Source organism: Methylobacterium sp. OAE515, from assembly GCF_041806315.1.
Classification (GTDB): domain Bacteria; phylum Pseudomonadota; class Alphaproteobacteria; order Rhizobiales; family Beijerinckiaceae; genus Methylobacterium; species Methylobacterium tardum.
In genome coordinates this window covers 1036491-1061243 of the sequence record NZ_JBGMUV010000001.1, presented here as the reverse complement: position 1 = coordinate 1061243, position 24753 = coordinate 1036491, and the positions used below count along the sequence as shown (strand labels likewise).

Annotated in this window: 25 protein-coding genes; 10 read left to right on the top strand and 15 right to left on the bottom strand. The window is 71.3% G+C overall.

What is annotated here, in order from left to right:
- Positions 1-37 precede the first annotated feature (37 nt).
- Both ABIE45_RS05165 and ABIE45_RS05160 read right to left on the bottom strand, forming a co-directional pair.
- Positions 38-499: a YeeE/YedE family protein gene (locus ABIE45_RS05165; RefSeq protein ID WP_192709674.1), complete on the bottom strand. Its 462-nt coding sequence runs from the start codon at positions 497-499 to the stop codon at positions 38-40.
- Complete coding sequence (locus ABIE45_RS05160; protein ID WP_373622179.1) at positions 496-987, bottom strand: YeeE/YedE family protein; 492 nt, start codon at positions 985-987, stop codon at positions 496-498. Before ABIE45_RS05160 ends, ABIE45_RS05165 begins: the two co-directional genes overlap by 4 nt.
- 190 nt (positions 988-1177) lie before the next feature.
- On the opposite strand from ABIE45_RS05160, the gene ABIE45_RS05155 reads away from it, so the two are divergent.
- From ABIE45_RS05155 to ABIE45_RS05125, 7 genes are all read left to right on the top strand, one after another.
- A complete protein-coding gene (locus ABIE45_RS05155) occupies positions 1178-1369 on the top strand; it encodes a hypothetical protein (RefSeq protein ID WP_192709786.1) in 192 nt (63 codons plus the stop codon).
- A 329-nt stretch (positions 1370-1698) separates the two neighbouring features.
- A complete protein-coding gene (locus ABIE45_RS05150) occupies positions 1699-2922 on the top strand; it encodes a metallophosphoesterase (RefSeq protein WP_192709676.1) in 1224 nt (407 codons plus the stop codon).
- Positions 2923-2972: 50 nt separating this feature from the next.
- On the top strand, positions 2973-4241 hold the full coding sequence (locus ABIE45_RS05145) for an arsenic transporter (protein WP_192709677.1): 1269 nt from the start codon (positions 2973-2975) through the stop codon (positions 4239-4241).
- Between the two features lie 29 nt (positions 4242-4270).
- Positions 4271-5206, top strand: coding sequence for a DMT family transporter (locus tag ABIE45_RS05140; protein ID WP_192709678.1), 936 nt, complete (start codon positions 4271-4273; stop codon positions 5204-5206).
- Positions 5207-5218: 12 nt separating this feature from the next.
- The gene (locus tag ABIE45_RS05135) at positions 5219-6610 is read left to right on the top strand and encodes a TAXI family TRAP transporter solute-binding subunit (protein ID WP_192709679.1); all 1392 of its coding nucleotides are present in this window, start codon (positions 5219-5221) and stop codon (positions 6608-6610) included.
- A gap of 217 nt (positions 6611-6827) precedes the next feature.
- A complete protein-coding gene (locus ABIE45_RS05130) occupies positions 6828-7553 on the top strand; it encodes an adenylate/guanylate cyclase domain-containing protein (RefSeq protein WP_373622178.1) in 726 nt (241 codons plus the stop codon).
- 112 nt (positions 7554-7665) lie between these two features.
- Positions 7666-7905 carry a hypothetical protein gene (locus ABIE45_RS05125; protein ID WP_192709680.1) on the top strand — a complete coding sequence of 80 codons (240 nt, stop codon included), beginning with the start codon at positions 7666-7668 and terminating at the stop codon, positions 7903-7905.
- A 28-nt stretch (positions 7906-7933) separates the two neighbouring features.
- On the opposite strand, the gene ABIE45_RS05120 is transcribed toward ABIE45_RS05125, so the two are convergent.
- The 6 genes from ABIE45_RS05120 to ABIE45_RS05095 form a co-directional block, all read right to left on the bottom strand.
- Positions 7934-8251 (bottom strand): cytochrome c, encoded by a 318-nt coding sequence (locus tag ABIE45_RS05120; protein ID WP_192709681.1) that lies wholly within the window; start codon positions 8249-8251, stop codon positions 7934-7936.
- Between the two features lie 23 nt (positions 8252-8274).
- Complete coding sequence (locus tag ABIE45_RS05115; RefSeq protein WP_192709682.1) at positions 8275-9483, bottom strand: molybdopterin-dependent oxidoreductase; 1209 nt, start codon at positions 9481-9483, stop codon at positions 8275-8277.
- A 97-nt stretch (positions 9484-9580) separates the two neighbouring features.
- Positions 9581-10522 (bottom strand): NAD(P)-dependent oxidoreductase, encoded by a 942-nt coding sequence (locus ABIE45_RS05110; RefSeq protein ID WP_192709683.1) that lies wholly within the window; start codon positions 10520-10522, stop codon positions 9581-9583.
- A 94-nt stretch (positions 10523-10616) separates the two neighbouring features.
- On the bottom strand, positions 10617-13106 hold the full coding sequence (locus ABIE45_RS05105) for an EAL domain-containing protein (protein ID WP_192709684.1): 2490 nt from the start codon (positions 13104-13106) through the stop codon (positions 10617-10619).
- Entirely contained in the window at positions 13096-14493 is a 1398-nt protein-coding gene (locus ABIE45_RS05100) for a cytochrome P450 (protein ID WP_192709685.1), read from the bottom strand. The genes ABIE45_RS05105 and ABIE45_RS05100 overlap by 11 nt, the downstream gene beginning before the upstream one ends.
- Positions 14494-14856: 363 nt before the next feature.
- Positions 14857-15117, bottom strand: a complete 261-nt coding sequence (locus tag ABIE45_RS05095) for a hypothetical protein (RefSeq protein ID WP_192709686.1) — start codon at positions 15115-15117, stop codon at positions 14857-14859.
- A 275-nt stretch (positions 15118-15392) separates the two neighbouring features.
- Here ABIE45_RS05095 and ABIE45_RS05090 point away from each other — a divergent pair, with 275 nt between their 5' ends.
- A complete protein-coding gene (locus ABIE45_RS05090) occupies positions 15393-15764 on the top strand; it encodes a hypothetical protein (protein WP_192709687.1) in 372 nt (123 codons plus the stop codon).
- Positions 15765-16170: 406 nt separating this feature from the next.
- Here ABIE45_RS05090 and ABIE45_RS05085 read toward each other — a convergent pair whose 3' ends face one another.
- Together ABIE45_RS05085 and ABIE45_RS05080 are read right to left on the bottom strand one after the other, a co-directional pair.
- Positions 16171-16380, bottom strand: a complete 210-nt coding sequence (locus tag ABIE45_RS05085) for a hypothetical protein (RefSeq protein ID WP_192709688.1) — start codon at positions 16378-16380, stop codon at positions 16171-16173.
- A 183-nt stretch (positions 16381-16563) separates the two neighbouring features.
- Entirely contained in the window at positions 16564-17013 is a 450-nt protein-coding gene (locus ABIE45_RS05080) for a hypothetical protein (protein WP_192709689.1), read from the bottom strand.
- A gap of 280 nt (positions 17014-17293) precedes the next feature.
- Here ABIE45_RS05080 and ABIE45_RS05075 point away from each other — a divergent pair, with 280 nt between their 5' ends.
- Entirely contained in the window at positions 17294-17830 is a 537-nt protein-coding gene (locus ABIE45_RS05075) for a DUF2059 domain-containing protein (RefSeq protein WP_192709690.1), read from the top strand.
- Positions 17831-18064: 234 nt separating this feature from the next.
- Positions 18065-18433: a response regulator gene (locus ABIE45_RS05070; protein WP_192709691.1), complete on the top strand. Its 369-nt coding sequence runs from the start codon at positions 18065-18067 to the stop codon at positions 18431-18433.
- A gap of 264 nt (positions 18434-18697) precedes the next feature.
- Here the strand turns inward: ABIE45_RS05070 and ABIE45_RS05065 are convergent, their stop codons facing one another.
- The 5 genes from ABIE45_RS05065 to ABIE45_RS05045 all read right to left on the bottom strand — a co-directional run bounded on the left by ABIE45_RS05065 (position 18698) and on the right by ABIE45_RS05045 (position 24678).
- Complete coding sequence (locus tag ABIE45_RS05065; RefSeq protein ID WP_192709692.1) at positions 18698-18982, bottom strand: hypothetical protein; 285 nt, start codon at positions 18980-18982, stop codon at positions 18698-18700.
- A gap of 137 nt (positions 18983-19119) precedes the next feature.
- On the bottom strand, positions 19120-19431 hold the full coding sequence (locus ABIE45_RS05060) for a hypothetical protein (protein ID WP_192709788.1): 312 nt from the start codon (positions 19429-19431) through the stop codon (positions 19120-19122).
- A gap of 410 nt (positions 19432-19841) precedes the next feature.
- A complete protein-coding gene (locus ABIE45_RS05055) occupies positions 19842-19991 on the bottom strand; it encodes a hypothetical protein (protein WP_192709693.1) in 150 nt (49 codons plus the stop codon).
- The gene (locus tag ABIE45_RS05050) at positions 19975-20190 is read right to left on the bottom strand and encodes a hypothetical protein (RefSeq protein WP_192709694.1); all 216 of its coding nucleotides are present in this window, start codon (positions 20188-20190) and stop codon (positions 19975-19977) included. The genes ABIE45_RS05055 and ABIE45_RS05050 overlap by 17 nt, the downstream gene beginning before the upstream one ends.
- 1293 nt (positions 20191-21483) lie before the next feature.
- Positions 21484-24678 carry a multidrug efflux RND transporter permease subunit gene (locus ABIE45_RS05045; protein WP_192709695.1) on the bottom strand — a complete coding sequence of 1065 codons (3195 nt, stop codon included), beginning with the start codon at positions 24676-24678 and terminating at the stop codon, positions 21484-21486.
- Positions 24679-24753: the final 75 nt, after the last annotated feature.

Here is a 24753-nt window from a genome sequence, read left to right as displayed (position 1 = left end):
GCCTGTATCGGAAATCGGAATGCTTCCGGCGTCCGGCTCAGGCCGGGGCGCGTCCGTGCGGCGCATCCTTGCGCCCCGCGACCCCGCGTCCGAGATCGTGGAGGGCCATCCCGGCGAGCATGGCGGCGACGAAGACGAGGACCTGGCTCGCCCCCGTGGAGAGCGCCGCGACGGCCGGGCCGGGGCAGAAGCCCGAGAGCCCCCAGCCGATCCCGAACAGGGCCGCACCGGCAACGAGCGGCGCGTCGATCCGGCGCTTGGCCGGCCAGTCGAACCGGGTCGCGAGCACCGGCCGGGCGCGGCGCCGGCTCAGGCGGTAGCCCAGACCCGAGACCGTGACGGCGCCCCCGAGGACGAAGACGAGGCTCGGATCCCAGGCGCCCGCCACGTCGAGGAAGCCGCGTACGCGCGCCGGGTCGAGCATCCCCGAGAGCGCGAGGCCAAGGCCGAAGAGCAGCCCGGACGCCAGGGCCGCGAGGATGCGGAGGGCCGCGCTCACGCCAGCCCCCGGACGGCCGCGACCGTCAGCATTCCGGTGGCGAGGAAGACCAGCACCGCCACGATCGAGCGCGGCGACAGGCGCGCGAGGCCGCAGACGCCGTGGCCGGAGGTGCAGCCGGACCCCAGCCGCGTGCCGAAGCCGACCAGCAGGCCGGCCAGCGCCAAGACCGGCAGACCGGCCGCGATGCGCATCTGCGGCCAGTGGCCGGCGAGCAGAGCGAAGAGCGGCGGCCCGAGGGCGAGGCCGAGCAGGAACGCGGCGTCGGTCCAGCGGCGCGCGCCCGGGCGGCCGATTCCGGCGACGAGCCCGCTGATCCCCGCGATCCGGCCGTTCAGCAGGAGCAGCAGCGTGGCCGACAGGCCGATCAGCAGGCCGCCCGCCAGGGCGGGGAGATAGGTGCCCATCGCACGTCCCCAGATCGCGACTCGCGCGGCCGCGGCGGCGGCCGGATGCGACGTGGTAGCGCTCCGGAAACGCCGGAACAAGTCTTGCCGGATCGTTTTGGACCTGCAATTACTCAGTCCTCACAATAGCTTAGTGAAGATCATGCTCTTCCGCGAGCACTCCGCGAACGAAACCTTCTCCTCGACCCTGGAGCCCAGGGAAGAGCTTTCCCGGGACGATCGGGCGCCCCCGCGGCAGACCCGCGACGCTTGGGAGCGACCGGCTCTGGGCGTGGCGCAGGGCGACGAGGTCGTGTTCGAGCGGCTCGACCTCGCCGAGATCCTGGGGATCTGGCGCCACGCCCGCGGCCGGGTCGTGGGCATCCACCGCCAGGGCGGCGACGCCGCCACCGTGGATGTGAAGTTCGAGGGACACGAGACCCTGGAGCGCTACCTGCCGGACCTGTTCCGCCGCGTGCACTGACGCACCGCCGGAAGTCTCCGGCCGCCCGCGGCAAGATCCGGCCGGGCGCGGCCCAAGATCCCGCGATCTGTCGCGCCAGACGACAGGAGGTGTCTGCTTTCCCGACACTTCCGGCTGCTGACCCTCCGGCGCGGCCCCGATCACGAAAAGTTAGGCCCGTCCGCCCGCGTGCCTCCCCGACAGGCCGGAACTCGGCCCCGTTCGAAACGTCGGGCCGGTCGCGACCAATGCGGCCGATCCCCGGCCGGGGCGGACGCGTCTGTCCCGGGGGGCACGATGGCTGAAGGGAACCGCAGAGCGAGCGGGCGGCGTGCGCGCGCGGGCGCACCATGACGGCCCGCCACGGCGTCTTCGCGTTCGCGCATGTCGGCGACCTCCACTTGGCGGGTGCCGATGACCGCCACGTCGCCGACCTGCGGGCGATCCTCGCGGAGGTGGCGGGCCTGCACGGCCGGGGCCTGCTCGACTTCGCTTATCTCCCCGGCGACCTCGCCGAGGATGGCCGGGCGGAGCAGTACGCGCTACTGCGCGCGGCCCTCGACGCGCATCCGGACCTGCCGGTGCGCCTGATCGCCGGCGACCACGACCGCCAGCACGGCACGATGACGGATTTCGACGCCCTGTTCGCGGCGATCGCCGGCAGCCGCCGCGGCGGCGGCCACGCGGCACGCCGCCACGACCTGCCGCGCCCGCGCGATCCGGCCCCCGTCACCCAAGCCTACTACGCCGAGACCATCGCGGGCGTGCGCTGCCTGTTCCTCGACATGATCAGCGCCGGCTACGGCGAGAAGGGGTTCGGCCTCGATTTCCGGCTCGGCCCCTGCCAGCTCGCTTGGCTCGGCGAGGAGCTGGCCCGGGCCGAGCGCGAGGGCCTGCCCTGCGCGGTCTTCGCCCACACCTATCCGGACGACCTCTGCGTGCCCGACGAGCGGGAAGCGCTCGCCGGCCTGATCCGCCACCACGGCGTGCGCCTCATGGAAATGGGCCACACCCACTACAACGAGCTCGCCCCGGATGGCCGCACCCTCTACGCGGCGGCCCGCTCGGTCGGCCAGAACGAGGACGGCTCGGTGGGCTACGCGGTCGCGGCGATCGACGGGCCGGTCACGAGCTGGCGCTTCAAGCCCCTCGATCGGGCGCTGCCCTTCGTGATGATCACGAGCCCGGCCGACCGGCGCCTCGCCACCGCCCCCCTCGACGACCCCGACGGCACGATCACCGTGCGCGCCCTCGTGCTGTCGGAGAGGCCGCAGGACGCGTGGCGCTGCCATCTGCGCGTCGATGGCGGCCCGGCCCACCCGATGGTGCCGGACGGGCCCCGCACGGTCCACGCCCGCATCCCCTGGCGGGAGGGCGCGCACCGCCTCGCCGTCACGGTGACGGACGGCACCGGCCCTGCCGATACCGAGGTGATCGAGCCCGTGGGCCGAAGCTTCGTGCCGCCGCCCCCACACGCGCGCCCCGGCAGCGATGCGTTCCGCCTGCCCGCTTGGCCCGAGAAGGGCCTGCGCGGCGACCAGCTCGGCCCGAACCGCAATGGCCGGGACTGGTAGACGCGCTACACCCCCGCACCAACCAACCCGACAGAGGATCACCGGACCCGATGGGCGCGCTGACGCTGACCCCCAATATCGCCACCTGGGCCATCGCCGCGCTCGCGACGCTCGGCGTCATCGTGCGGCCGTTCTCCTGGCCGGAGGCGATCTGGGCCGTGCTCGGCGCCGGGGCGCTCGTCGCCCTCGGCCTGCTCGCCCCCGCCACCGCCTGGGACGGCGTGCTGAAGGGGACGGACGTCTACCTGTTCCTCGTCGGCATGATGCTGATGTCGGAGGTCGCCCGGAAGGAGGGCTTGTTCGACTGGCTGGCCTCGATCGCGGTCCGGGCCGCCAAGGGCTCGGCGACGCGGCTGTTCACCCTGGTCTACCTCGTCGGCACGGTCGTCACGGTGTTCCTGTCGAACGACGCCTGCGCGGTGGTGCTCACGCCCGCCGTCTACGCGGCCACCAAGGCCGCCAAGGTGGAGAACCCCCTCCCCTACCTGTTCATCTGCGCCTTCATCGCCAACGCGGCGAGCTTCGTGCTGCCGATCTCGAACCCGGCCAACCTCGTGGTCTTCGCCGACCACATGCCGCCGCTGGTGCGCTGGCTCGGCCTGTTCGCCCTGCCCTCGGTTCTCGCTATCGGGACGACCTACGCGGTCCTGCGGCTGACCCAGGCGAAGACCCTGCGCGGCCAGCAGGTCGCCACCGACGTCGAGGCCGTGTCGCTGTCCCGCACCGGCCTCGTGGCGGGCTTGGGCATCGTGGCGACCGGCGGCGTGCTGATCGGCGCCTCGGCGCTCGGCCTCGACCTCGGCCTGCCGACCTTCGTGGCCGGGCTCGCCACCACGATCGTCGTGCTGCTGCTCAAGCGCGGCGGCCTCGTGGAGGTCGCCAAGGACGTGTCGTGGAGCGTGCTGCCGCTGGTGGCCGGGCTGTTCGTCCTGGTGGAGGCCCTGGAGAAGACCGGCGTGCTGGCGATGCTGGCGGACCTCCTCAAGGGTTACGCCCACGCCGCCCCGGAGGCCACCGCCTGGGGAGCGGGCGGCCTGGTCGCGGTGCTGTGCAACCTCGTCAACAACCTGCCGGCCGGGCTGATCGCGGGCGCCGCCGTGCAGACCGCCCACGTGCCCGAGAAGGTGGCGGGCGCGATCCTGATCGGCGTCGACCTCGGTCCGAACCTGTCGGTGACGGGCTCGCTCGCGACGATCCTCTGGCTCACCGCCATCCGCCGCGAGGGCCAGGATGTCGGCGCCTGGACCTTCCTCAAGCTCGGCCTGCTGGTGATGCCGCCGGCCCTCGCGCTGGCGCTCGCCGGCCTGCTCCTCGTCTGACCCTTTTCCCGCAAACCCAAGGTCCGCGCGTGACGGCTGCCCTCCTCTATCCCTTCATCCTGGTGGCGGGCGCGCTGCAGGCGATCGGCAACGCCATGAACGCGCAGCTGCGCGGCCGCATGGTCAATCCGTGGCTCGCCGCGACGGTGTCGTTCCTGCCGATCGTCTTCGTGTTCACGACCCTGTTCCTCACGATGCCGACGCCGCTGCCGAGCCTCGACAGCTTGAGCAAGATGCCCTGGTACGCGCCGCTGGGGGGCCTCGCCGGCGCGGTGGCGGTGTTCGGCGGTCTCGCCTTCATCGACAAGGTCGGTGCCGGGCCGTTCAACGGCCTGACGCTCACCGCCAACATCCTCACCTCCCTGGCCATGGACGCGCTCGGCCTGTTCGGCCTCCAGGCCGCGGGCTTCAAGCCGATGCCCTGGCTCGGCGGCCTGCTGATGGCGGTGGGCGTCACCTTCATCGCGCGCTCAGGCGGCAAGAGTGCGGGCGGTGAGGGGCATGGCGAGGGGCACGGCATGTCGGGCAAGCTGCTCTACCCGTTCATCCTCGTGGCCGGCGCCCTGATGGCGATCGGCGTGGTCTGGAACGCGCAGCTCCGCGGCGCCCTGGAGAATCCCTGGCTCGCCGCGACGGTGTCGTTCGTGCCGGTCGTGTTCGTGTTCGCGCTGATGTTCCTGCTGCGGCCTTCGCCGCTGCCGACCCGGGACGACATCGCGGGCGTCCGCTGGTGGATGCCCCTCGCCGGGATCACCGGGGCGGTGGCGGTCTTCGCCGGGCTGCTCTTCGTCGACAAGGTCGGGGCCGGCGCGTTCAACGGCCTGCTCATCACCGCCAACCTCCTGACCTCGGTGGCGCTCGACCATTTCGGCTGGTTCGGCATGAAGCAGGTCAAGGCCGGCCCGCCGCGCCTGATCGGCGCCGCCCTGATGGTCGGCGGCATCGTGCTGATCTCGCTGTTCTGAGCGCCCTGGCCGATGGCGACCCTCCCCGCCTGGCTCCTGCGCCGGGAAATCCTGCTCCTGGCGGGCGCGGCCCTCCTGGGCGCGGGCGGGGTCGCGGCCTGGGTCCTGCTCCAGGCGACGGTCCTGACCATCGCGGTCGCCCCTCGCGACGGCACCGAGCCCGGCCTGATCAAGGCCTACGCGGACGCGCTCGATACCGCCCACGAGAATGTCCGCCTGAGGATCCTGTCCTTCGACGACGTGCGCGAGAGCGCCGCCGCCCTGCAGGACGAGCGCGCCGACCTCGCGGTGGTCCGCCCCGACGTGCTGCTGCCGACCAACGGCCTGACCCTGGCGATCCTGCGCGACCAGGCGATGATCATCGCCTCGCCCGAGCAGGCCGGGATCACGCGCTTGCCGAAGCTCGCCGGCAACCGGCTCGGCATCGCGGCGCACCGGGACGCCGATCTCTGGCTGCTCCGGAATCTCCTCGGCTATTACGGCCTCACCCTGGAGGAGGCCACCGGCCCGACCCGGGATTCGACGGTCCGGCTGGTGCCGGTCGACCAGGAGGCGGTGGCCGGCGCCTTCCGCAAGCGGCGGATCGACGCCTTCGTCAGCATCATCGCGCCCTCGTCGCCGAAGGCCTTGGCCCTGGTCTCGGCCGTGCAGGGCGTCGCCCGCGGCGGCAAGGTGGCGTTCGTCGCCGTGGAGGATGACGGCGCCGTCATCGAGCGCTTCCCGCGGCTCCAGGCGGTCACCGTTCCGGGCGGCCTGTTCGGCGGCCGGCCGAAGCTGCCGGCCGACGACGTGAAGACGGTGGGCGCCTCGTACCGGCTGATGGCCCGGGCCTCCCTGAGCCGGGTCGTGGCGGCCGACGTGACCCAGCAGCTCTTCGAGAAGCGCAGCGCCGCCGCCCTGGCGACGGACGCCGCCGAGTACGTCCAGGCCCCGGCCTACGATACGACCGTGGCGGCCACGAGCGCCCGGATCCCGATCCATCCCGGCGCGATCGGCTATTACGAGCGCGACCAGCACGGCTTCATCGAGCGCTACGGCGACACGCTCTACCTGCTCGGCGCCCTGGCGGGCGGCCTCGTCTCGGTGCTGGCCTGGATCCGGCAGCGCCTCGCCGGCCTTCGCCGCGAGCGCATCGACGAGCTCCTGGACCGGCTCCTGGAGATCGCAGGGCAGGCCCGGGCGCTGCGCGACCCGGCGGCGATCGAGGCGCTGAACACCGAAGTCGACGCCCTGGCCATGGACGTGGTGCGCTACGCCCGGGAGCGGGAGCCGGACACCCGGACCATGTCGGCTGCCGCGGTCGCCATCGACACCGCTCGGGCGACCATCGCGGATTGCCGGGCGCGGGCGGACGGTTCCCGGATCGGACGATCCGTCCGGCTGCACGGCGCGGGTGGGGCCTGAGATGGCCGTCTCGGAACGTCACGCCTGGGCGTTCTCCTGTCGGCCCTCTGCGGCCGGCGCAACGCGAACCTTTGGAGCGAGCCCCGACCGATGCTGTCCCGCCGTCATCCCGGGGCCGCACAGCGGAGCCCGGGATCCAGACCCGCCGACGTGCCAAGATCCTGCACGGCCAGCGGATCTGGGTTGCCCGCCTGCGGCGTGCCTCGCGGTCCTGTTCGTGCTGTTCGCCGCCTCGGCCCTGCGGGAGGCGACCCGGCGCAACCGGCTGTCGCGGTTCCTGCCGCAAGAACTGGTCCTGCGGCTCGCCGACGGCGACGGCAGCCTGAAGGCCGGCCGTCGACAGCGGGCCGCCATCGTGTTCGTCGACCTGCGCGGCTCGACCACCCTCGCCGAGAGCCTCGATCCGCACCGGCTCTCCGAGTTCCTGTCCGCGTTCCGGCGGCGGGTGACGCGCCTCGCCCGCCTGCGCGGCGGCGTGGTCGACAAGTTCATCGGCGACGGGGCCCTGGTGGTGTTCGGCCTGCCCGATCCTGGCCCCGACGATGCCGCCCGCGCCCTCGCCTTCGCCCAGGACCTCGTTGCGGTGATCGCCCGCTGGACCGACCGGGCCGAGCCGACGGAAGCCGTGCGCATCGGCGTCGGCGTCCATTACGGCGAGGTGTTCTGCGGGATCATCGGCGAGGCGGCGCGCTACGAGTTCACCGTGCTGGGCGACGCCGTCAACGTCGCCGCCCGCCTGGAACAGGCGACCAAGCTCCACGGCGTCCCGATCCTGGTCTCGGAGGCGGCGCGGCGAGCGGCCGGAGCCCCGGCCGCGGCGTGGCGCGAGGTCAGCCGCGAGCCCCTGCGGGGACGCCGCGCGCGCATGGCCTACCACACGCCCGCCGGACCTGGCGCCGGTCGGGCGGATCTTCCGCTGCCGACGATCGAAACGCCGCCCTGAGAAGAACCTGTTTGCCGTCTGGTCTGGGCGGAGAACAAGCATCTCTACGCGCAGCGAAATACGAAAGACGCGTCCATTGCGAACGGGGGTGCCGAGCGCGACATTCCGGATCATGCGCAGCGTCTCTGAAATCCAGTCGCCGGCCTTCGATCCGTTCGGCGAGCCCGTTGCCGACGGCGTCGCGCGCGCCTGCCCGGCCACCACGGCCGGCGACCGCACGGCGCGGCGCGTCGGCGGTGCGGTGTTCTGGACGCTGGCGCTGGCGATCCTGGCCGGCCGCGTCTACGCCTACGATCTTCCGGCCGTGCAATCCGTCGCCGCCCACGCGGCGCAGGTGCTCGCGCTGCGCTGACGCGGGTCCCGTCCGTCGCTCGACCCGCTCAGTACGTCCCCGCCAGGTAGGCGGCGATCGCGCCGGCATCGGCCTGCTCGATCGGGGCGTGGTAGGCCTTGATCATCTTGGCCACCTCCGCGTCCCAGAACGCCGTCCCACGGCCGGGCGGCTGCGTGGCGATGTAATCCACCGAGTGGCAGGTCTGGCAATTGGCCTGGGCAGCCTCGTAGCCCGCGGCCAGGCTGCCGTCCTTCGGCGCCCGCAACTGCGCGGTCGGGTCCGGAACCGTGTAGGTCCGTGGCGCGGCCCAGGCCGCGCCGGCGGTCAGGCCCGCGATCACCGCGCCGAGCAGAAGCGCACGCATCCCGTCTGTCCTCCGGTTCGCCGTCATGCCGCCTGCACCCGGGTGGTCTCGACGCCGTTGCGCATGTAGCCGGACGGGTTCCAGCGGGACGCCATCGGCTGGGTGCTGCCGTCCTGGGCGGTGGCCCGCACCCGGATCACGTGGGCGCCGGGCGCGAGCGCGGCGGTGAGCGACCAGGGCCGGAACGCGTAGGGTCCGAGATCCTGGCCGAGCGCGGCCTGGGTCCAGGTGGCGCCGTCGTCGGTCGAGACCGCGACCTCCTTGATGCCCGAGCCGCCGTCGAAGGCGATGCCGCGCAGGGCGACCGGCCCGGCGGCCACGCGCGCGCCGTCGGTCAGGTTGGTCAGGAACGACCGCACGTTGAGGCGCGCGATCGGCACGGTCTTGTCGGCGGCCTTGCCGGGCTCCGTGCAGGCGCAGGCATTGGCGGGGATGCGGTAGGCGGTCTTCATGAAGAAGCCCTCGAACGGCTTGTCCAAGACCGTGATAGTGTCGAGGTGCTTGACCCAGTAGGTCCCGTAATAGCCCGGCACTACGAGGCGGAGTGGGTAGCCATTGAGCCAGGGCAGATCGGCGCCGTTCATGCCCCAGGCGAGCAGCACCTGACCGTCGCCGGCCTGGTCGAGAGACAGCGCCTTGGCGAAGTCCGGTGTTTCCGGCAGGACCGGGCGGTCGAGCCCGTTGAACGCGACCTGCACGGCCCCGGCCTTCACGCCGGCCCTGTCGAGTACGCTCTTCAGCGGCACGCCGGTCCAGCGGGCGCAGCCCATGGCGCCGTTGGCGAGCTGGCCGCCGGCCATGCGCGGCTCGAAGAAGCCGCGGGAATTGCCCGAGCACTGGTTGACCGCGACGATCTCGGTCCGGCCCGGCAGCGCCTTCAGCTCCGCGAGCGACAGCGCGACGGGGCGCTCCACTTGGCCGCCGACGTTCAGCCGGAACGCCTCGGGGTCGATCTCCAGGGGAATGTCGGCGAGGTGGTAGCGGACGAAGAACGCGTCGTTCGGGGTGATCGCGCCCTCGTCGAAGACCGCGAACGGCGTCTCCAGTTGGGGCGGCCGGGCGGTGGTCTGCAGCAGCGGCCGCTTGCCCGGATAGGCGACGAGCGGGCGCTCGCCGTTGCCGAAGGGCAGGTGCGCGTCCCCCCCGGCCCGGGCGAGCCGCAGGCCGCTCCCCGCCGCCAGGACACCGAGGGCGGCGCTCCTCAGGAAGGCCCGTCGTGCCGGATCGGTCATCCCCTGCTCCCTCCCGGCCGGCCCCGCAATTCGCGGTCGCACAGCGCCGGTCCCGATGGATAGCCCGCGCCGGCCGAAAGGCCCAGATCCCGGGCGTTCAGCCCTGCGTGAGATGTCGGCGCACCGCCGCCGCGATCACGGCCGAGACCCGGACGTTCGATTCCTGCGTCACCCCGGCGATGTGCGGCGTGAGGATCAGGTTCGGCACCCCCGCGAACGCGGCGCCGGCCGCGGCGTCGAGGGGCTCGCGGTCGAACACGTCGAGGGCCGCGCCGCCGAGATGCCCTGACCGCAGGGCCGCCGCCACCGCGGCCGCGTCGACGACGCCGCCCCGGGCCGCGTTGATCAGCACGGCACCCGCGGGCATCCGCGCGAGGGCGGCCGCGTCGATCAGGCCGCGGGTCTCCGCGGTGAGCGGGACGTGCAGGGAGAGCACGTCGCTCTCCGCGATCAGCGTCGCGAGGTCCCGCCGCTGCACCGGACCGTAGGCGGGCCTCCAGGCCGGATCCGCGTCCGCGACGAACGGGTCATGGGCCGCGATCGCCATGCCGAGGGCGGCGGCGCGGCGAGCGGTCTCCCGGGCGATCGATCCGAAGCCCACGAGCCCGAGGCGCTTGCCGGCGATCTCGCGCCCCATCAGGGCATTGCGCGGCCACGCGCCCGAAGCGACCGCCGCGCTCGCCCCGTAGGCCCCGCGCAGGAGCAGCATCGCGGTCGCCACCACGTACTCGGCGACCGCCCCGTCATTGGCGCCCGTCGCCGGACAGACCGCGATGCCACGCGCCTCGCAGGCCGGGACATCGATGTTGTCGAGACCGACCCCGAGCCGCCCGACCACCCGGAGACGCGCCGCGGCGGCGAGGAGCGGGCCGCGCACCTGCGTCCGGTTGCGCACGATCAGGGCGTCGGCGTCGCCCAGGACCGCCGCGAGGGCGTCGGGCCGGTCGACGAGGCCGGGATCGTACAGGGTGTCGAAGCCCGCGAGATCCGCGGCGATCGCCGCCTCGTCCATGAACTCGCTGATGACGACCTTGGGCATGCGGCGCTCGGTTCCTCGGGTTCGCGTGGCCGCACCCCGCTACAGGGGTTTGCGGCCCCGTGGAACAGCAACATGGAACAGAGGCGGCCGCGGCTCAGGCCACCGCGCGCACCGCCTGCTCCGCCTGCAGGGCCAACCGGGGAATGCGCTCGACCAGGCCCGGCACCTCGCCGGGCGGACGGGCCGGGCTGTACAGGAAGCCCTGCGCGGAGTTGCAGCGCCGCGACCGGAGAAGCGCCGCCTGCTGCTCCGTCTCGACGCCCTCCACCGTGACGTCGATGCGCAGGTCGCGGGCGATGACCATGATCGCCTCAATCACCGTCAGGCATTCCGGACGGCTGCTCAGGTCGCGGACGAAGGCCCGGTCGATCTTGATCTTGTCGACCGGAAACTGCGTCAGGTAGCTCAGCGACGAGTAGCCCGTCCCGAAATCGTCGAGGGCGATGCGCACGCCAAGCGCCCGCAGCGCGCGGAGGTTGTCGAGCACGTGCGGCGTGTTGGCGAGGAAGATCGATTCCGTGATCTCGATCTCGAGGCGCTCCGGCGCGAGGCCGGTCTCGGCCAGCACGGCCTCGACGTCGGCGAAGAAGTCGGGCAGCCGGAAATGGATCGACGAGATGTTGACGGCCACGCGCATCTGCGCCGGCCAGGTCAGCGCCTCGGCGCAGGCCTGCCGCAGCGCCCAGCGCCCAATCGTGATGACGAAGCCCGTGCTCTCGGCGATCGGGATCATCTCGGCAGGCGAGACGGCGCCGTGGCCGGCGCGCGTCCAGCGCAGCAGCGCTTCGCAGCCGACCACCTGCCCGTCCTGCAGGCTCACCAGCGGCTGATAGTGCAGCTCCATCTCGCCGTTCTCGAGGCCCGCCCGCATCGCTTCGTCGAGCTCGCGCCAGCGCTGGACGCGGCGCTCCAGGTTGCGGTCGAAGCGCTGCCAGCGGCCCTTGCCGGCCTCCTTGGCGCTGTAGAGCGCGAGGTCGGCCTTGCGGAGCAGGTCCGCGGGGGCGGCCGCATCCCCGGGCGCGCACGCGATCCCGATGCTCACGCCGATCTCCGCCCGGACGCCGTCGATCAGGTAGGGCGCGCACAGGGCGCCGATGGCGGCCTCGGCCAGGGCCTCCGCCGCCACGGGATCCCGGCCGCGGTGCAGGATCGCGAACTCGTCGCCGCCGAGACGGAACGCCTGGGCGTCGGCCGGGAGCAGGACGCGCAGGCGCTCGCCGACTTGGCACAGCAGGGCGTCGCCCGTAGCGTGGCCCGCGCTGTCGTTGACGGTCTTGAAGCCGTCGAGGTCGAGGTAGAGCAGGCTGACCGGCGCGCCCTGCGCCTCCGAGACGGCCGCCGCGCAGGCCTCGGAGGCGACCTCGTGGAACATGACCCGGTTGGACAGGCCGGTCAGCGCGTCCCGGGTCGCCAGATAGGCGATGTGCGCCTCCGCCTCGCGGCTCTGCGTGACGTCCGAGCCGACGCCCCGGAAGCCCGCGAGGCTCCCGCGCTGATCGAGGAACGGCTTGCCGCTCAGCCGCAGCCAGCGCTGGCCGGCCGGCGTGGGGAAGGCGACGAGGTGCTCGTGGAAGGCGCGGCCCTGCCGGAGGTGATCGAGGAGCTCGGCGCTGCGATCGGCCTCGGGGGGCGCCTCGCCTCTGCCGGCGAGCAGGGCCTCGAATGCGCTGTGCTGAAGCACCGCGACCGGGCAGCCGAGCACCTCCGCCATCCGGGTGGAGACGTGCTGGAACTGTCCGGTCGCGTCGGTCTCCCAGAGCCAGTCGCTCGCGCCCGCCTCGAACTCGTTGAGCAGCAGGCCGATCGTCTCGCTCTGCTCCTCGACCCGCACCCGGTCCAGGATGCGCTGGCGCGACAGGCGGCTCATGCGGCCCACGCTCACCACCACGAAGAGCGCGTAGACGACGAGCAGGAAGCCGATGCTGAGCGCGACCGGCTCCCCGCACCGCGCCAGCCCGACGAAGCTCCCGAGGATGACCGGGATCGCGAACAGGTATGAGACCGACAGGAGCGGGCCGACTACGTAGGCGTCCGAGATCAGGCCCGCCGCGGTGGCGACGATGATCAGGCGCTCGTCGGCGTCGGCGGGGGCGAACAGCACCACCGGCATGGTCGCCCAGGCCAGGCCCAGGGCGAGGGCCAAGCCGCCGGAGATCCGGCAGCCCCACAGGACCCCGGCCGGCGAGACGGCGCTGGAATAGGTGCGCAGGTAGCGCCACGTCAGGTAGGTCGCCGCGACGATCACCACGGCGACCCAGGCGAGCAGGCCGAGGAGGTAGGCCTGCGGCGCCGAGGTCCAGAAGAAATACGCGACGGCGGCCGCGATGATCAGGTGCGTGACGGCCGAGTAGGTGGCGAGCTTCAGCGTCTCCTCGAGGAGGCCGGCGCGGACCTGCAGCCGGTAGCGGCTCGGCAGGGCCGCGACAGCGTCGAGGCGGCGGATGCGGTCGATCAGGGACCGGGCCGTACCGACCGGCGCGGCGGCCGTCTCGGCCGCCTGAGCCGTTCCGGCCGCCTGAGCGGTTTCGGCGGCCCGGGCGGTTTCGGCCGCGCGGTCTGGCCCGGGCGCGCGTTCAGTCAACATGGCGCGGCACGACCCTCATCCGCAGGCCGCCCTCGGGCCTCAGCGTCACGCGGAACTGCGCCCGCGGCATCTCGGCCGCCTCGGGCACGAAGCGGAAGGCGGGCAGCAGCGTCGCCAGGATGACGAGGCATTCCGTCAGGGCGAGGCTCATGCCGATGCAGACCCGCGGGCCGGCCCCGAACGGCAGGTAGGCGTAGCGGTCGCGCGCCGCGGCCCGGCCGGGGGCGAAGCGGTCCGGATCGAACAGCTCCGGCCTGTCCCACAGCAGCGCGTGCCGGTGCAGGGCGTAGACGGGGACGTGGATCGACTGCCCGGCCGGGACCGTCATGTCTCCGAGGCGGACCGGGGCCTTCGCCCGCCGCACGATCAACGGGGCCGGCGGATACAGGCGCATCACCTCGAGGAGGACCTGGCGGGTGTAGGGCAGCCGGTCTGCGGCCTCGGGATCGGCGGCGAGGTCCGCGTCGAGGGCCGCCATCTCGGCGAGGACGCGCCCCTCGACCGCCGGGTGCTCCGCCAGGACCCGGAAGGTCCAGGCCAGCGCGAGGGCCGTGGTCTCGTGGCCGGCGGCGACGAAGGTCAGGAGGTTGTCGATGATGCTCGCGTCGGCGAGGGGCTGTCCGGTCTCCGGATCCCGTGCCTCGAGCAGGAGGCCGAGAAGGTCGGCGCCGGGCTCGGCCCGGGCGCGGCGGCGCGCGATCGTCCGGCCGACTTCGGCGCGCAGGTAGCGGGCCGCCGCCGCGCCCGCCCGCGCACCCGGATGCGGGACCCAGGCCGGCGCGTGCAGCATCTCGAGGGCGATCTTCCAGCTGGTCTGTCCGAGATACGCGTCCATCGCGCGGCCGAACGGCTCGACCTTCAGCCGATCGTCGCCCGACACCATCGTGGCGACGATCACGTCGAAGGTGGTGCGCATCATCTCGCGCAGGATGTCCCGGGTCCCGTCGGGCGGCGTGTCGCCGCGCCAGCGCGCCCGGGTCGCCTCGGCGGCCCGGGCCATCGCCGGCACGAAGCTGCGCACGCGATCCGGCCGGAACATCGGGACCGCGGTCCTGCGCTGCTCCCGCCAGTGTGGGCCATCCGCGGTGAGGACGCCGGCCCCGAGCGCGGGCGCGAGGGCGCGCAGCATGAACGGCTCGCGCTCCAGGGCGTCGGCCTGGTCGACCATCAGGCTGCGGATCTGGCCGGGGCTGCACACGTAGGTGGTCCGCCGCCCGAGGAAGCGGGTGGTCACCAGTGGCTGCGTGTAGATCTGCTGCGGCCACGCCTCGATCAGGCTGCGCAGCATCGTGGCGAGCACCGACGGCAGAAGCATCACCTCGGCCAGGGCCTCCCCGAGCGGGGTCTGGCCCGGCTCGCAGACCCTGAACCTTCCGACAGCTGGCATTCCCAAATCCTCTCGGGACCAGAATCGGGCGCCAGTGTTAAATTTTGGCCCGGGTCCGAGCAGCACCCGGACGCAGGTTCCCTGAACGGTCAGAGAATTCATCACCGTGCTTACCGATCGCTTGCGCAATCGCGCGCGGATCGGAAGGTTCGGAAACCGCACCGCCGCGCCGCATCTGCGCGCGGTGCGCGACCGACTGGAGCGCGGCCGCGATCAACTGCGGACCCGGCAGACCGTCCGAAACGATACAGCTCCGCACCTGGGCCGTCGGTCGGATCATCGCCAGGCTGGTTCTCTGGTGGAGCCGAGCCGATCGGCCGGCTTGCGGTCGGCGCCTCGGGTCTGGGCTGGCGAACCCGGAGCTCAATCCACCCCGCAGGCCAGAAGATCGCGTCTGTGCCGCTCGGCCTCCTCCCGCGCCTCCTCCTGCCAGCTGTCCTCGGGAGGGGTGACCTTGACCCGGTCCGAGCGCTCGCCCGGCAGATGCAGGCTGCGCGGGTCGACGGTCAGCGAACCCGTCGTCTCGGGATCCTGGCCGCAATCCTGGCCCGGCCGATAGGCCTGCGCGAAGGCGGGACCGGCACACACGGTCGCGGCCACCGTGAGGGCGATGAGCTTGTTCATGATCGGTGTCTCGGCATCCTGACGCGACGGATCGGTCACCGTCGTGGGCGGCGGCGGGTGCGGGCCGACCGCCTTACCGGGAAGTTCGGGCGAAGGCTCGGCCGCAGCTATGGGCGCGAAGCATGCGCGCCCCGACACGGTCGCGCTTGACCGCGCTTCCCCGTCGGGCGGGGCCGCCCGCCGCGAGCGAAGCGCGCATGGCCGAGCCGGATTGGCCAAGCCGGAATGGCCAAGCCGGAATGGACAGGCCCAAACGGCCTCGCTAGCCTTCCGGAATGGCTGACAGCATTCTGGAGATCACCGGTCGCGTCGGGAGCACCGTGCGCGCCGTATCGACATCCGCCGGCATCGGCCTGCGGTCGCGAACCCATGGCGCAGGCGTGGCCATCGACCTCGCACCGGAAGCGGCCCTCGAACTCGGCGAGTGGCTGGTTGAGCAGGCGCGGGCACAGGGTGTCGGCCGTCCTGCGGCCGACGATCAGGGGGCGGCCGCCGACCATGGGGCAACCGCCGGCCAAGGGGCGGCCGACAACAAAGGGGCGGCCGCACGGAGCCCCGCATCGCCCGAAGGGGCGACCCGCGGCCTGACGCCGACCGGGCGCCCTCGCCGTCCGCGGACCGGCCGGACGATGCCGGCCGCGCGATAGGTCCCGCTGTGCACGATCTCCGGGCCGCCGAGGCCCAGCGTCGGGCGTCGCGGCTGAATGCCGGAGGGCGCCGGAAGCCTGTGCGGCGTGCCGTGGTGGCAGCCATGCGACAGGGCTCGGCGATCGCCTGTGGATGACGGCGCTTGCCCCCGAATGATCAAGGTTTGGGCGCGAGGCTGATCAGATCACCCGCGATCCGATGACCATGCTCGCTCTCCATCACGCTTTCGTCCACCGGCACCGCGAAGAGGTTGCCGTGCTCGTCTCCTCGGTCGTGTTCCTGGCCAGCGCGCTGCCGTTGTTCTGGGCGCTCGGCTGACCGTCGTCCGGACCGGGAAACGTCTCGACGGATCCGCCCGCGCGCTCCGACGACGTCATGACCCGTCTCGGCTGTCGTGGCGCCCTCTCAGGGCACCCGAGCCTCCCTGGCTGCGTGGCGTTCCGCTTCCGCCCGCCACGCCCTGCATTCGGCCTGGACCGCCTCGAGACGCGCATGCAGGTGCCCGGCATCGATCGCCGTCTCCATCAGCATGTCCTGCGCGGCGGCGAGCTGCTGACGCAGCTCGGTATTCTCGGTGGCGAGGACGAGGAGGAGAGAGGCCACATCGTCACCCATCCGGGCTCCTGGTTCCGCGATCCGAGCCGGCGCGTCTACGCGCGCCGGGCGGCAGGTTCAACCGCGTTGATCACGACGCGCCCGGACAAGCCGCCGCGCCTCTGCCCGCCGGATTCACCGCCCGTGCGGGATCGCGCGGCGCGACCGCGTGACCGAGGGCCGCCCGCCGCGACACCCAAAGCCTCAAAGGGCCGAGCCGGATGAGCGGCGGCGCGACAGGTCGGGCAGAAAAGCCGGATCGGTGAGGGCCGCCGCGAGCACCGCGAACAGGCCGAGATGGAGGCCCAGGGCCGCGAGCCCGAGATCGTGCAGCGACCACAAGCCGATGGCGCCGGCCGCCATGACGGGCGGTCCGGCGACGTAGACCGGCATTCGCCACAGGGCCGCGGGCCGCGCCAAGCGCCAGAAGCAGCCGGCGAAGGCCGCGAGCGCGAGACCGCCCTTGATCAGCGCCATGAAGCGGATCACCCGCACGAGGTCCGGATCGACGGTTGCGGTCGGCCCCCGCACGGCCGCGGCGCAGCCGACCAGAACCGCGCAGGCGGTCATCACGGCGAGGGCCGGACGCGCGGATCGCGGCCCGCTCGGGGCGGCAGCGGACGCGTCTGCGATTCGCATCGTCTGGGTTCGCATCACGATCTCCCGCCGTCTCGCACCGACCGCGTCGCGGTGGCCGGATACCGGGTCAGCCCGAACCGGACGAGCGAGGCAGCCTTCGCCCTCACCGGACGCCGCCAGGGTGACAGTCTTGCCCGCGTCCCGTGCGGTGATCCGCATCCTATCACCGCTTCGATCCGATCGTCGATCGGCGCTGCTCAATCCTGAGGTGTCATCGATTCTATTCAGAGCTGTGATAGCAGTCCTAGTCGGCTTCGAAGCGCCGGACGGCGCCGGGCCTTGAACTGGAGCGATCATGCGCCTTTCACCCTGGCTTGTCGGCCTGTGTCTCGGGGTTGCGCTGCCATGCGCCGCGACCGCGCAACCCGCTCCGAAGCCCGCGCCCGCCGCGGCGCCGGATCCGGCCTTGCTGAAGGTCGCCCGGGAGACGGTCGCCCAGATGCAGGGCGACCGCGCCGCGACACTCAGCTCGATGGCCGCGCCCATGGTCGGCATGATGCAGCAGATCGGCATCAAGGAGCCCGACAAGGCCCAGGTGCTGGTGCAGGAGGTCGTGATGCCGACCCTGTCGGCGCATTACGACGAGTTGCTCGACATCCAGGCCCGCGGCTTCGCCACGGTGCTCGGCAAGGACGACCTGCAGGCCATCGCCGCGTTCTACGCCACGCCGGCCGGCAAACGCCTCGCGGCCGCCCAGCCGCAGCTCGCCCAGATCCAGCTTGCCGGCATGCAGCAATGGATGCAGGCCGTGGCGCCCGAGATGCAGGGCAAGCTCATCAAGGCGGTCCAGGCGCACGGCTGGACGGCAGGGGGCCAAGCGAAACCCCATTGAGGCACACCCTGCCCTGAGCCGGAACCGCTCAATCCGATCCGCGCGTGCCGGGAGGCGGCGGCGGACGGCCGGGACGGCTGGAGAATCCGGCCTCGCCCGCGGCGAGCCGGACCGCCGCCCGGCGTGACGGCCGACAGGTCCAGAGCCGTCCCAGGCAGCGGCTGCCGGCGGCGCGGACGGCAAAAATTCTACGGCCACGCTGAAACGCGCGACGGAGGGACGCATTTCTGATCCATGTCAGGATCTCGCCCCCTCGCCGTTATCGCCGATGATGAAGCCGTCATCCGCATGGCTGCAGCCGACATGCTGTCGGCGCTCGGCTTCGAGGTGCTGGAAGCCGAGCATGCCTACGGGGCCCTGCAGCACCTGGAGGCCTGTGGCGGCGCCACGCTGCTCTACACCGACATCAACATGCCAGGCGTGATGGATGGCTGTGATCTGGCGCACGCCGTTCGCGCGCGCTGGCCCGAAACCCGGATCATCGTCTGCTCGGGGTGCGACCCGCTGGAGGCCGCGACACTGCCCGAAGCCGCCCACTTCATCAGCAAGCCCTGCGCCGAGCGCCTCGTCCGCAAGGCGCTTCAGGCGCTGCGGCTGCACTGAGCCGAGGAGCCACTCGAAAGCAGCACGAAAAAACCCGCACCGGCGGACCGGGCGGGCTGAAGGCGTTCTTGGGAGGAAGCGCGACCATACGGCGCGTGCACTTGGTATACCAGAGCGTCCAGCGCATGTCTGACCAGCGAGCGCGGGACCGGCACGGTCGGGACATCCGTCCGGGCGGGCGATCCCGGCCTCAAAAACGCGGCGCGGATCGGCCGGGCCGGACAGGCTGGCGCTGACCGGAAGCGCCAGCCGCAGTGCCGCCCTTCAGTAGGGGTAGCCGTAGTACGGCCGCGGCGCTGGACGGTAGCGCTCCCTCACAGGCCGGCCTTGAGGGCCGTACGGTCCATAGGCCCGCAAATAGGTGTTGTATTCGGGCGGCGAATAGTTGCCGCTGTTCACCCCGCCAGTGCGGCCATTACCGCTGAGTTCGGAATAGGGATTCAACCCGCTTCCGCTGTCTCCGCCGCCGCTGCCGCGTGCCAGCACGGCGCCCGACGCGCCCAGGATCATCAGGGCCGCAAGCGCAGCGCGCGTTGCATGCTGTCTCATAGTGCTCTCCCGATCGGCTCTGCCCCCACTGGAGCAGAGATGGGAGGCGCCGGCCCGGTTTGGCACCGGGGCGCGGCATGAGGGCTCAGGGAGGGCTCAGCCTGATCTGGCGGCCTCACGCCCGCCCTGTGACGGACTCACCTGCGCTCATCGGCCCGCCAGCGGCGCGGCGGGTCGACCCAGACCCCGCTCTCCGCGTCCGGGGATTGGCTCTTCGCCTCGCGCTTCGAACCGGCTCCCGCGCGCGCCGCGTCGACCGCCGATACCTTGGGCGTGATCGCTCCGGTGGTCTCGGGATCCATCCAGTCCGGCGCGCGCGCAGCGCCCTGGGCGACCTGGGCGGCCGGATCCGGCAGATTGCGCTCGTAGCCCACGACCACGGCGGTCAGGCCCACCGCGACCAGCACGAAGGCCAGTCCGTCGACGATCATGTAGCCCAGTCTCGGCATCGCACCCGCGCTCGTCCCGAAGCTCCAGGGCTACGGCGGCAGGGTTAACGATTCCTGGCACGCGCGCGCGATCACGCCGCGGCTACCGGGTGGCCCAGGTTCCGGATCGGCTGCCAGCGAGAGAGGCCGGCCACGATCGGTGTTCTGTCGACGATCGCGACGTCGCGCTGTCCTGCCGCCAACGGTCGGAGGGCCGGGTCGCCCACCGGGGAAGGCACCCTCCGACGCGCGTTCCGAGCGCGCCGTCGTGCGTGTCGACGGCCCATGCGTGCGGCGCCGTCAGATGGCCGAGAGGCTTTCGACGGCGTCGCCGAGACGGGAGGCCGAGACGGGAAGCCGAGACGGGAGACCACGACGATCCGCGCAGCGCACGGGCTCAGCTGTCCAGCGCTCGGATCCGTCGGCGAACCTCACCGCCCCAGCAACTGGTGAAAAATCAGACCCGAGAAAATGAAGATGAGCAGCATCACGTTCAGATAGAGATGCATCCGACTACGCCGGAAGTCGATCTGATGATCGTCGCTGTTCAGCGCCCGCTCGTACTCATAATTGCCGAACATCAGAGAAAACCGCTCCCTGCTCCATGCGCCCGCGCGAGGTGGGGTGGACCGCGCCCAGGCCGAGGCCGCAGGCCTCGATCAGCTCGTTCTGGATGTCTTTGCGTTGCGCCTCTGTCAGTTCGGACAAGATGTCTTGGCCGTCGCGATCGATCGCCGCAGTCAGATGGTATGATGAACCCGTCGTCTCGAAATCGACCAAGACTTCGCGCTCCGCGTAAGAATCAAGAGGATCGATGCACAGGTGTATGAGCACGTCGAATGATCCCGCGGACCCTGTCGTGGATTCTGCACGCAAATTACAAGCCGGTTCTTAGCGCGGTCAATGAGTTTTATTTTCGTTTTGCGAACGACAGCGAGAAAGAACATGCGCCCATGCGCGGTGCGGGCAGCGCCTTGTTTCAAGACACGCTGCAGGGTTGCGACGCGGATCGTTTCGCAGGGGCGACAGGTCGATCCTCTGAAAGCCCCGAAGACCGGCCGGCTGCTGAGCGGACGGGACGGTGCGGCCTCTGTGGTCGCGCCCGCCTTCCGCAGCGTCCGACCATGATGCCGGCGCCCGCGCTGTTCGCGGACGCCGTCAGATCCCGTCGAGGGAACGAGGGCCGTTCCGGTTCCGGCACGGACGCTCGCGGCCCGGAAGGATCGATCCATAGCGCTGCGCCCGGCGACGAAGCTCAGTTCTCAGGCGCCGGCCGTTATCACGCTTTGATCTGCGGCCGTGTCGGCAACGTGCAGACGGTGCCTACAAGCCGTGCCGACGTCGAACATGCGTCCGCGCCTTCGCTCGGCTTTTCGGCCGCGCCGCCGCCTGTGGCGGTGGGGCGAGATCGACCGCGGGCGTGCCGCCCGATGCGCCCAGCCCGCGCTCCTGTCCACCGAGGGGCCCGCCCGCCTGTGAGCCGGAGCGGTTGTACGGCGAATTGCCCTGCGCAAACGCCGGGCCTGTCAGCAGCGCACACATCAGGATTGTGACGGGCGTAATCTTCATCTTGGTTCGCTCCTGGATGGCTGCGCGTGTTGATCTGAGCGTCGAAGCGGGGAATGTCTTGGATGATCCCACGCGCCCGGTGAGCCGAGGCGACTTCTGCAACATGTCCGTCCCGCGTCGGGTGAACGGTGCGGGGTGGGTCCTGTGTCGTCAGACCGACTTACCGGCGGTCGTGATTCGGCACCGGGACCCTCCTGACGAGTGGCGAGCGGAAGATTCCGTCCGTCGACACAATGTTGCTTCAGTATTGACGGCGATCAATAGAAAGCTAAATCATTTTTCAATACCAACACCGAACTTAAATTCGTGTTGGCCGTGAAATCGAGGATGACAATCTTTCCCGTCCGCGGCCAGCGGGCTGGGCGACGACACGCTGCCGAATCGTCGTGTCCCAGAGCGGAGTCGGCCCGCGCGCCGTCAGCCGCGGATCCGCCGCGACGGCCGGCACGGCCGCACATATCGGCTCGTCGCCCTGTCCGATCCGCCCGGTTGCCCCGGCCTCGACTAGACCGGCTCCGCGATGCCGCTGTCGTGTGACACCGCCGTCTCGTGGCCATGCTGCTTGAGCGGCCTGTTGCCGCTCAAGCGACGGAGCAGGACGTAGAAGACCGGCGTCAGGAACAAGCCGAACGCGGTCACGCCGATCATGCCCGAGAACACGGCAACGCCCATGGCGCGCCGCATCTCCGATCCGGCCCCGGTCGCGGTCACCAGCGGCAGGACGCCCATGATGAAGGCCATGGATGTCATCAGGATCGGGCGCAGCCGGAGACGGCTCGCCTCGATGGCCGCCTGGAGCGGCGTGCGGCCGGCAAACTCCAGCTCGCGCGCGAATTCCACGATCAGGATGGCGTTCTTGGCCGAGAGGCCGACCAGCACGATCAGGCCGATCTGCGTGAACACATTGTTGTCGCCCGCCGACAGCCACACGCCGAACATGGCGGCGAGCAGGCCCATCGGCACGATCAGCAGGATCGCCAGCGGAAGGGTGAGGCTCTCGTACTGCGCGGCCAGCACGAGGAAGACCAGGAGCAGCGCCAGCGGGAAGACCCAGATCCCGGAATTGCCCGCGATGAACTCCTGGTAGGTCAGGTCCGTCCACTCGAAGGCGAAGCCCCGCGGCAGCGTCTCGGCCGCAATGCGCGTCGCCGCGGCCTGGGCCTGCCCCGACGAGTAGCCGGGGGCCGCGCCCGCGTTGATGTCGGCCGACAGGAAGCCGTTGTAGCGCATGGCCCGCTCGGGGCCGGCGATCTGACGGACGTGCAGCAGGGCCGAGAGCGGCACCATCTCGCCGGAGCCGGTCCGGACCTTCAGCGACCCGACATCGTCCGAGCGCGCCCGGAAGGGCGCGTCGGCCTGGACGCGCACCGAATAGGTCCGGCCGAACTTGTTGAAGTCGTTCACGTAGAGCGAGCCGAGATAGATCTGCAGCGTGTCGAAGATGTCGGTCACCGGGATGCCGAGCTGGCGGGCCTTCGTCCGGTCGACGTCGGCGAAGAGCTGCGGCACGTTCATCTGGAAGCTGGAGAACAGACCGACGAGTTCCGGCGCCTGGGCGGCCTTGGCCATGAACGCCTTGGTGGCGTCGTTCAGCGCCTCGTAGCCGAGGCCGGCCCGGTCCTCGATCTGCAGCTTGAAGCCGCCGATGGTCCCGAGGCCGTTGACGGGCGGCGGCGGGAACATCGCGATGAAGGCTTCGGGAATGGCCGCGTATTTCCTGTTCAGCGACTGGGCGATGGCCGCCCCGTTCAGCGACGGATCCTTGCGCTCGTCGAACGACTTCAGGGTCGAGAACACGATCCCCGAGTTGGAGCTGTTGGTGAAGCCGTTGATCGAGAGGCCCGGGAAGGCGACCGCGCTCTCGACGCCCGGCTCCTTGAGCGCGATCTCGCTCATGCGGCGGATCACCTCCTCGGTCCGGTCGAGGGTGGCGCCGTCGGGCAGCTGCGCGAAGCCGACGAGGTACTGCTTGTCCTGCCCCGGCACGAAGCCGCCCGGGATCTGGCGGAACAGAAGCGCGGTCACGCCGACGAGCAGGAGGTAGACGACCATCATCGTCGCCTTGCGCGACACGGCGAAGCCGACGCCGCGTCCGTACCCGTGCGCGGCCTGCCCGAAAGCCCGGTTGAACCGGCGGAAGAACCATCCCAGCAAGCTGTCCAGGATGCGGGTCAGGCGATCCTTCGGGGCGTGGTGATCCTTCAGCAGAAGGGCCGAGAGGGCCGGCGAGAGCGTCAGGGAATTGACCGCCGAAATCACCGTCGAGATCGCGATGGTCAGGGCGAACTGCTTGTAGAACTGGCCCGTCAGGCCGCTGATGAAGGCCAGGGGGACGAAGACGGCGACGAGCACCAGCGCGATGGCGATGATCGGGCCCGAGACCTCGCGCATGGCCTGGTAGCTGGCCTCCCGAGGGGACAACCCGCTCTCGATGTTCCGCTCGACATTCTCGACGACCACGATCGCGTCGTCGACCACGATGCCGATGGCCAGCACCAGGCCGAACAGACTCAGCGCGTTGATCGAGAAGCCGAAGACATGCATCACCGCGAAGGTGCCGACGATGGAGACCGGCACGGCGAGCAGCGGGATGATCGAGGCCCGCCACGTCTGCAGGAACAGGATCACCACCAGCACGACGAGGGCGATGGCCTCCAGCAGCGTGTGGATCACCGCCTCGATGGAGGCGCGCACGAACTGCGTCGGATCGTAGACGATCTGGTAATCGACCCCCTCCGGCATGGTCTGCTTGATCTCCGCCATGGTCCGGCGGACCTCGTCCGAGATCTGGATCGCGTTCGAGCCGGGCGACTGGGAGATCGGGATCGCCACCGCCGACTTGTTGTCGAGAAGCGAGCGCAGGGCGTAGTCGGAGGCGCCGAGCTCAATCCGCGCGACGTCGCGCAGCCGGGTGATCGCGCCGTCGGTGCCGGTCTTGACCACGATGTCGCCGAACTGCTCCTCGCTGCTCAGGCGGCCCTCCGCGTTGAGCGAGAGCTGCAGGTCGAGCCCCGGCACGGCCGGCGACGCGCCGATGACGCCGGCCGCGGCCTCGACGTTCTGGGCCTGGATCTCGCGCACGACGTCGCCGGCGGACAGGCCGTGCTCGGCGACCTTCTGCGGGTCGAGCCAGATCCGCATCGCGTAGTCGCCGGAGCCGAAGAGCTGGACCTGACCGACGCCGTCGAGGCGGGCCAGGCGGTCCTTGATGTTCAGCACCGCGTAGTTGCGCAGGTAGGTCATGTCGTAGCGGCCGTTCGGCGATACGAGATGCACGACCATGGTCAGGTCGGGAGAGCTCTTCACGGTGACGATGCCGAGCTGGCGCACCACCGCCGGCAGCCGCGGCTCGGCCTGCGAGACGCGGTTCTGGACGAGCTGCTGGGCCTTGTCGGGGTCGGTGCCCAGCCGGAAGGTGACGGTCAGCGTCATGATGCCGTCCGTCGTGGCCTGGCTCGACATGTAGAGCATGCCCTCGACGCCGTTGATCTGCTCCTCGATGGGCGTCGCCACGGTCTCGACGATCACCTTGGGATTGGCGCCCGGGAAGGTCGCGCGGACCACGACGGACGGGGGCACCACGTCCGGGTACTCGGAGATCGGCATCGCGAAGAGCGAGAGCAGGCCGCCGATGAAGATGAGCGTCGAGAGCACGCCCGCGAAGATCGGGCGGTCGATGAAGAACTTGGAGAGGTTCATGCCGCCCTCCGGGGGCGAGAGGCCAGAGCGGGACCGGGCGGCCGCGCGGGCCGCCGGATCAGTGCGTCCGGTGAG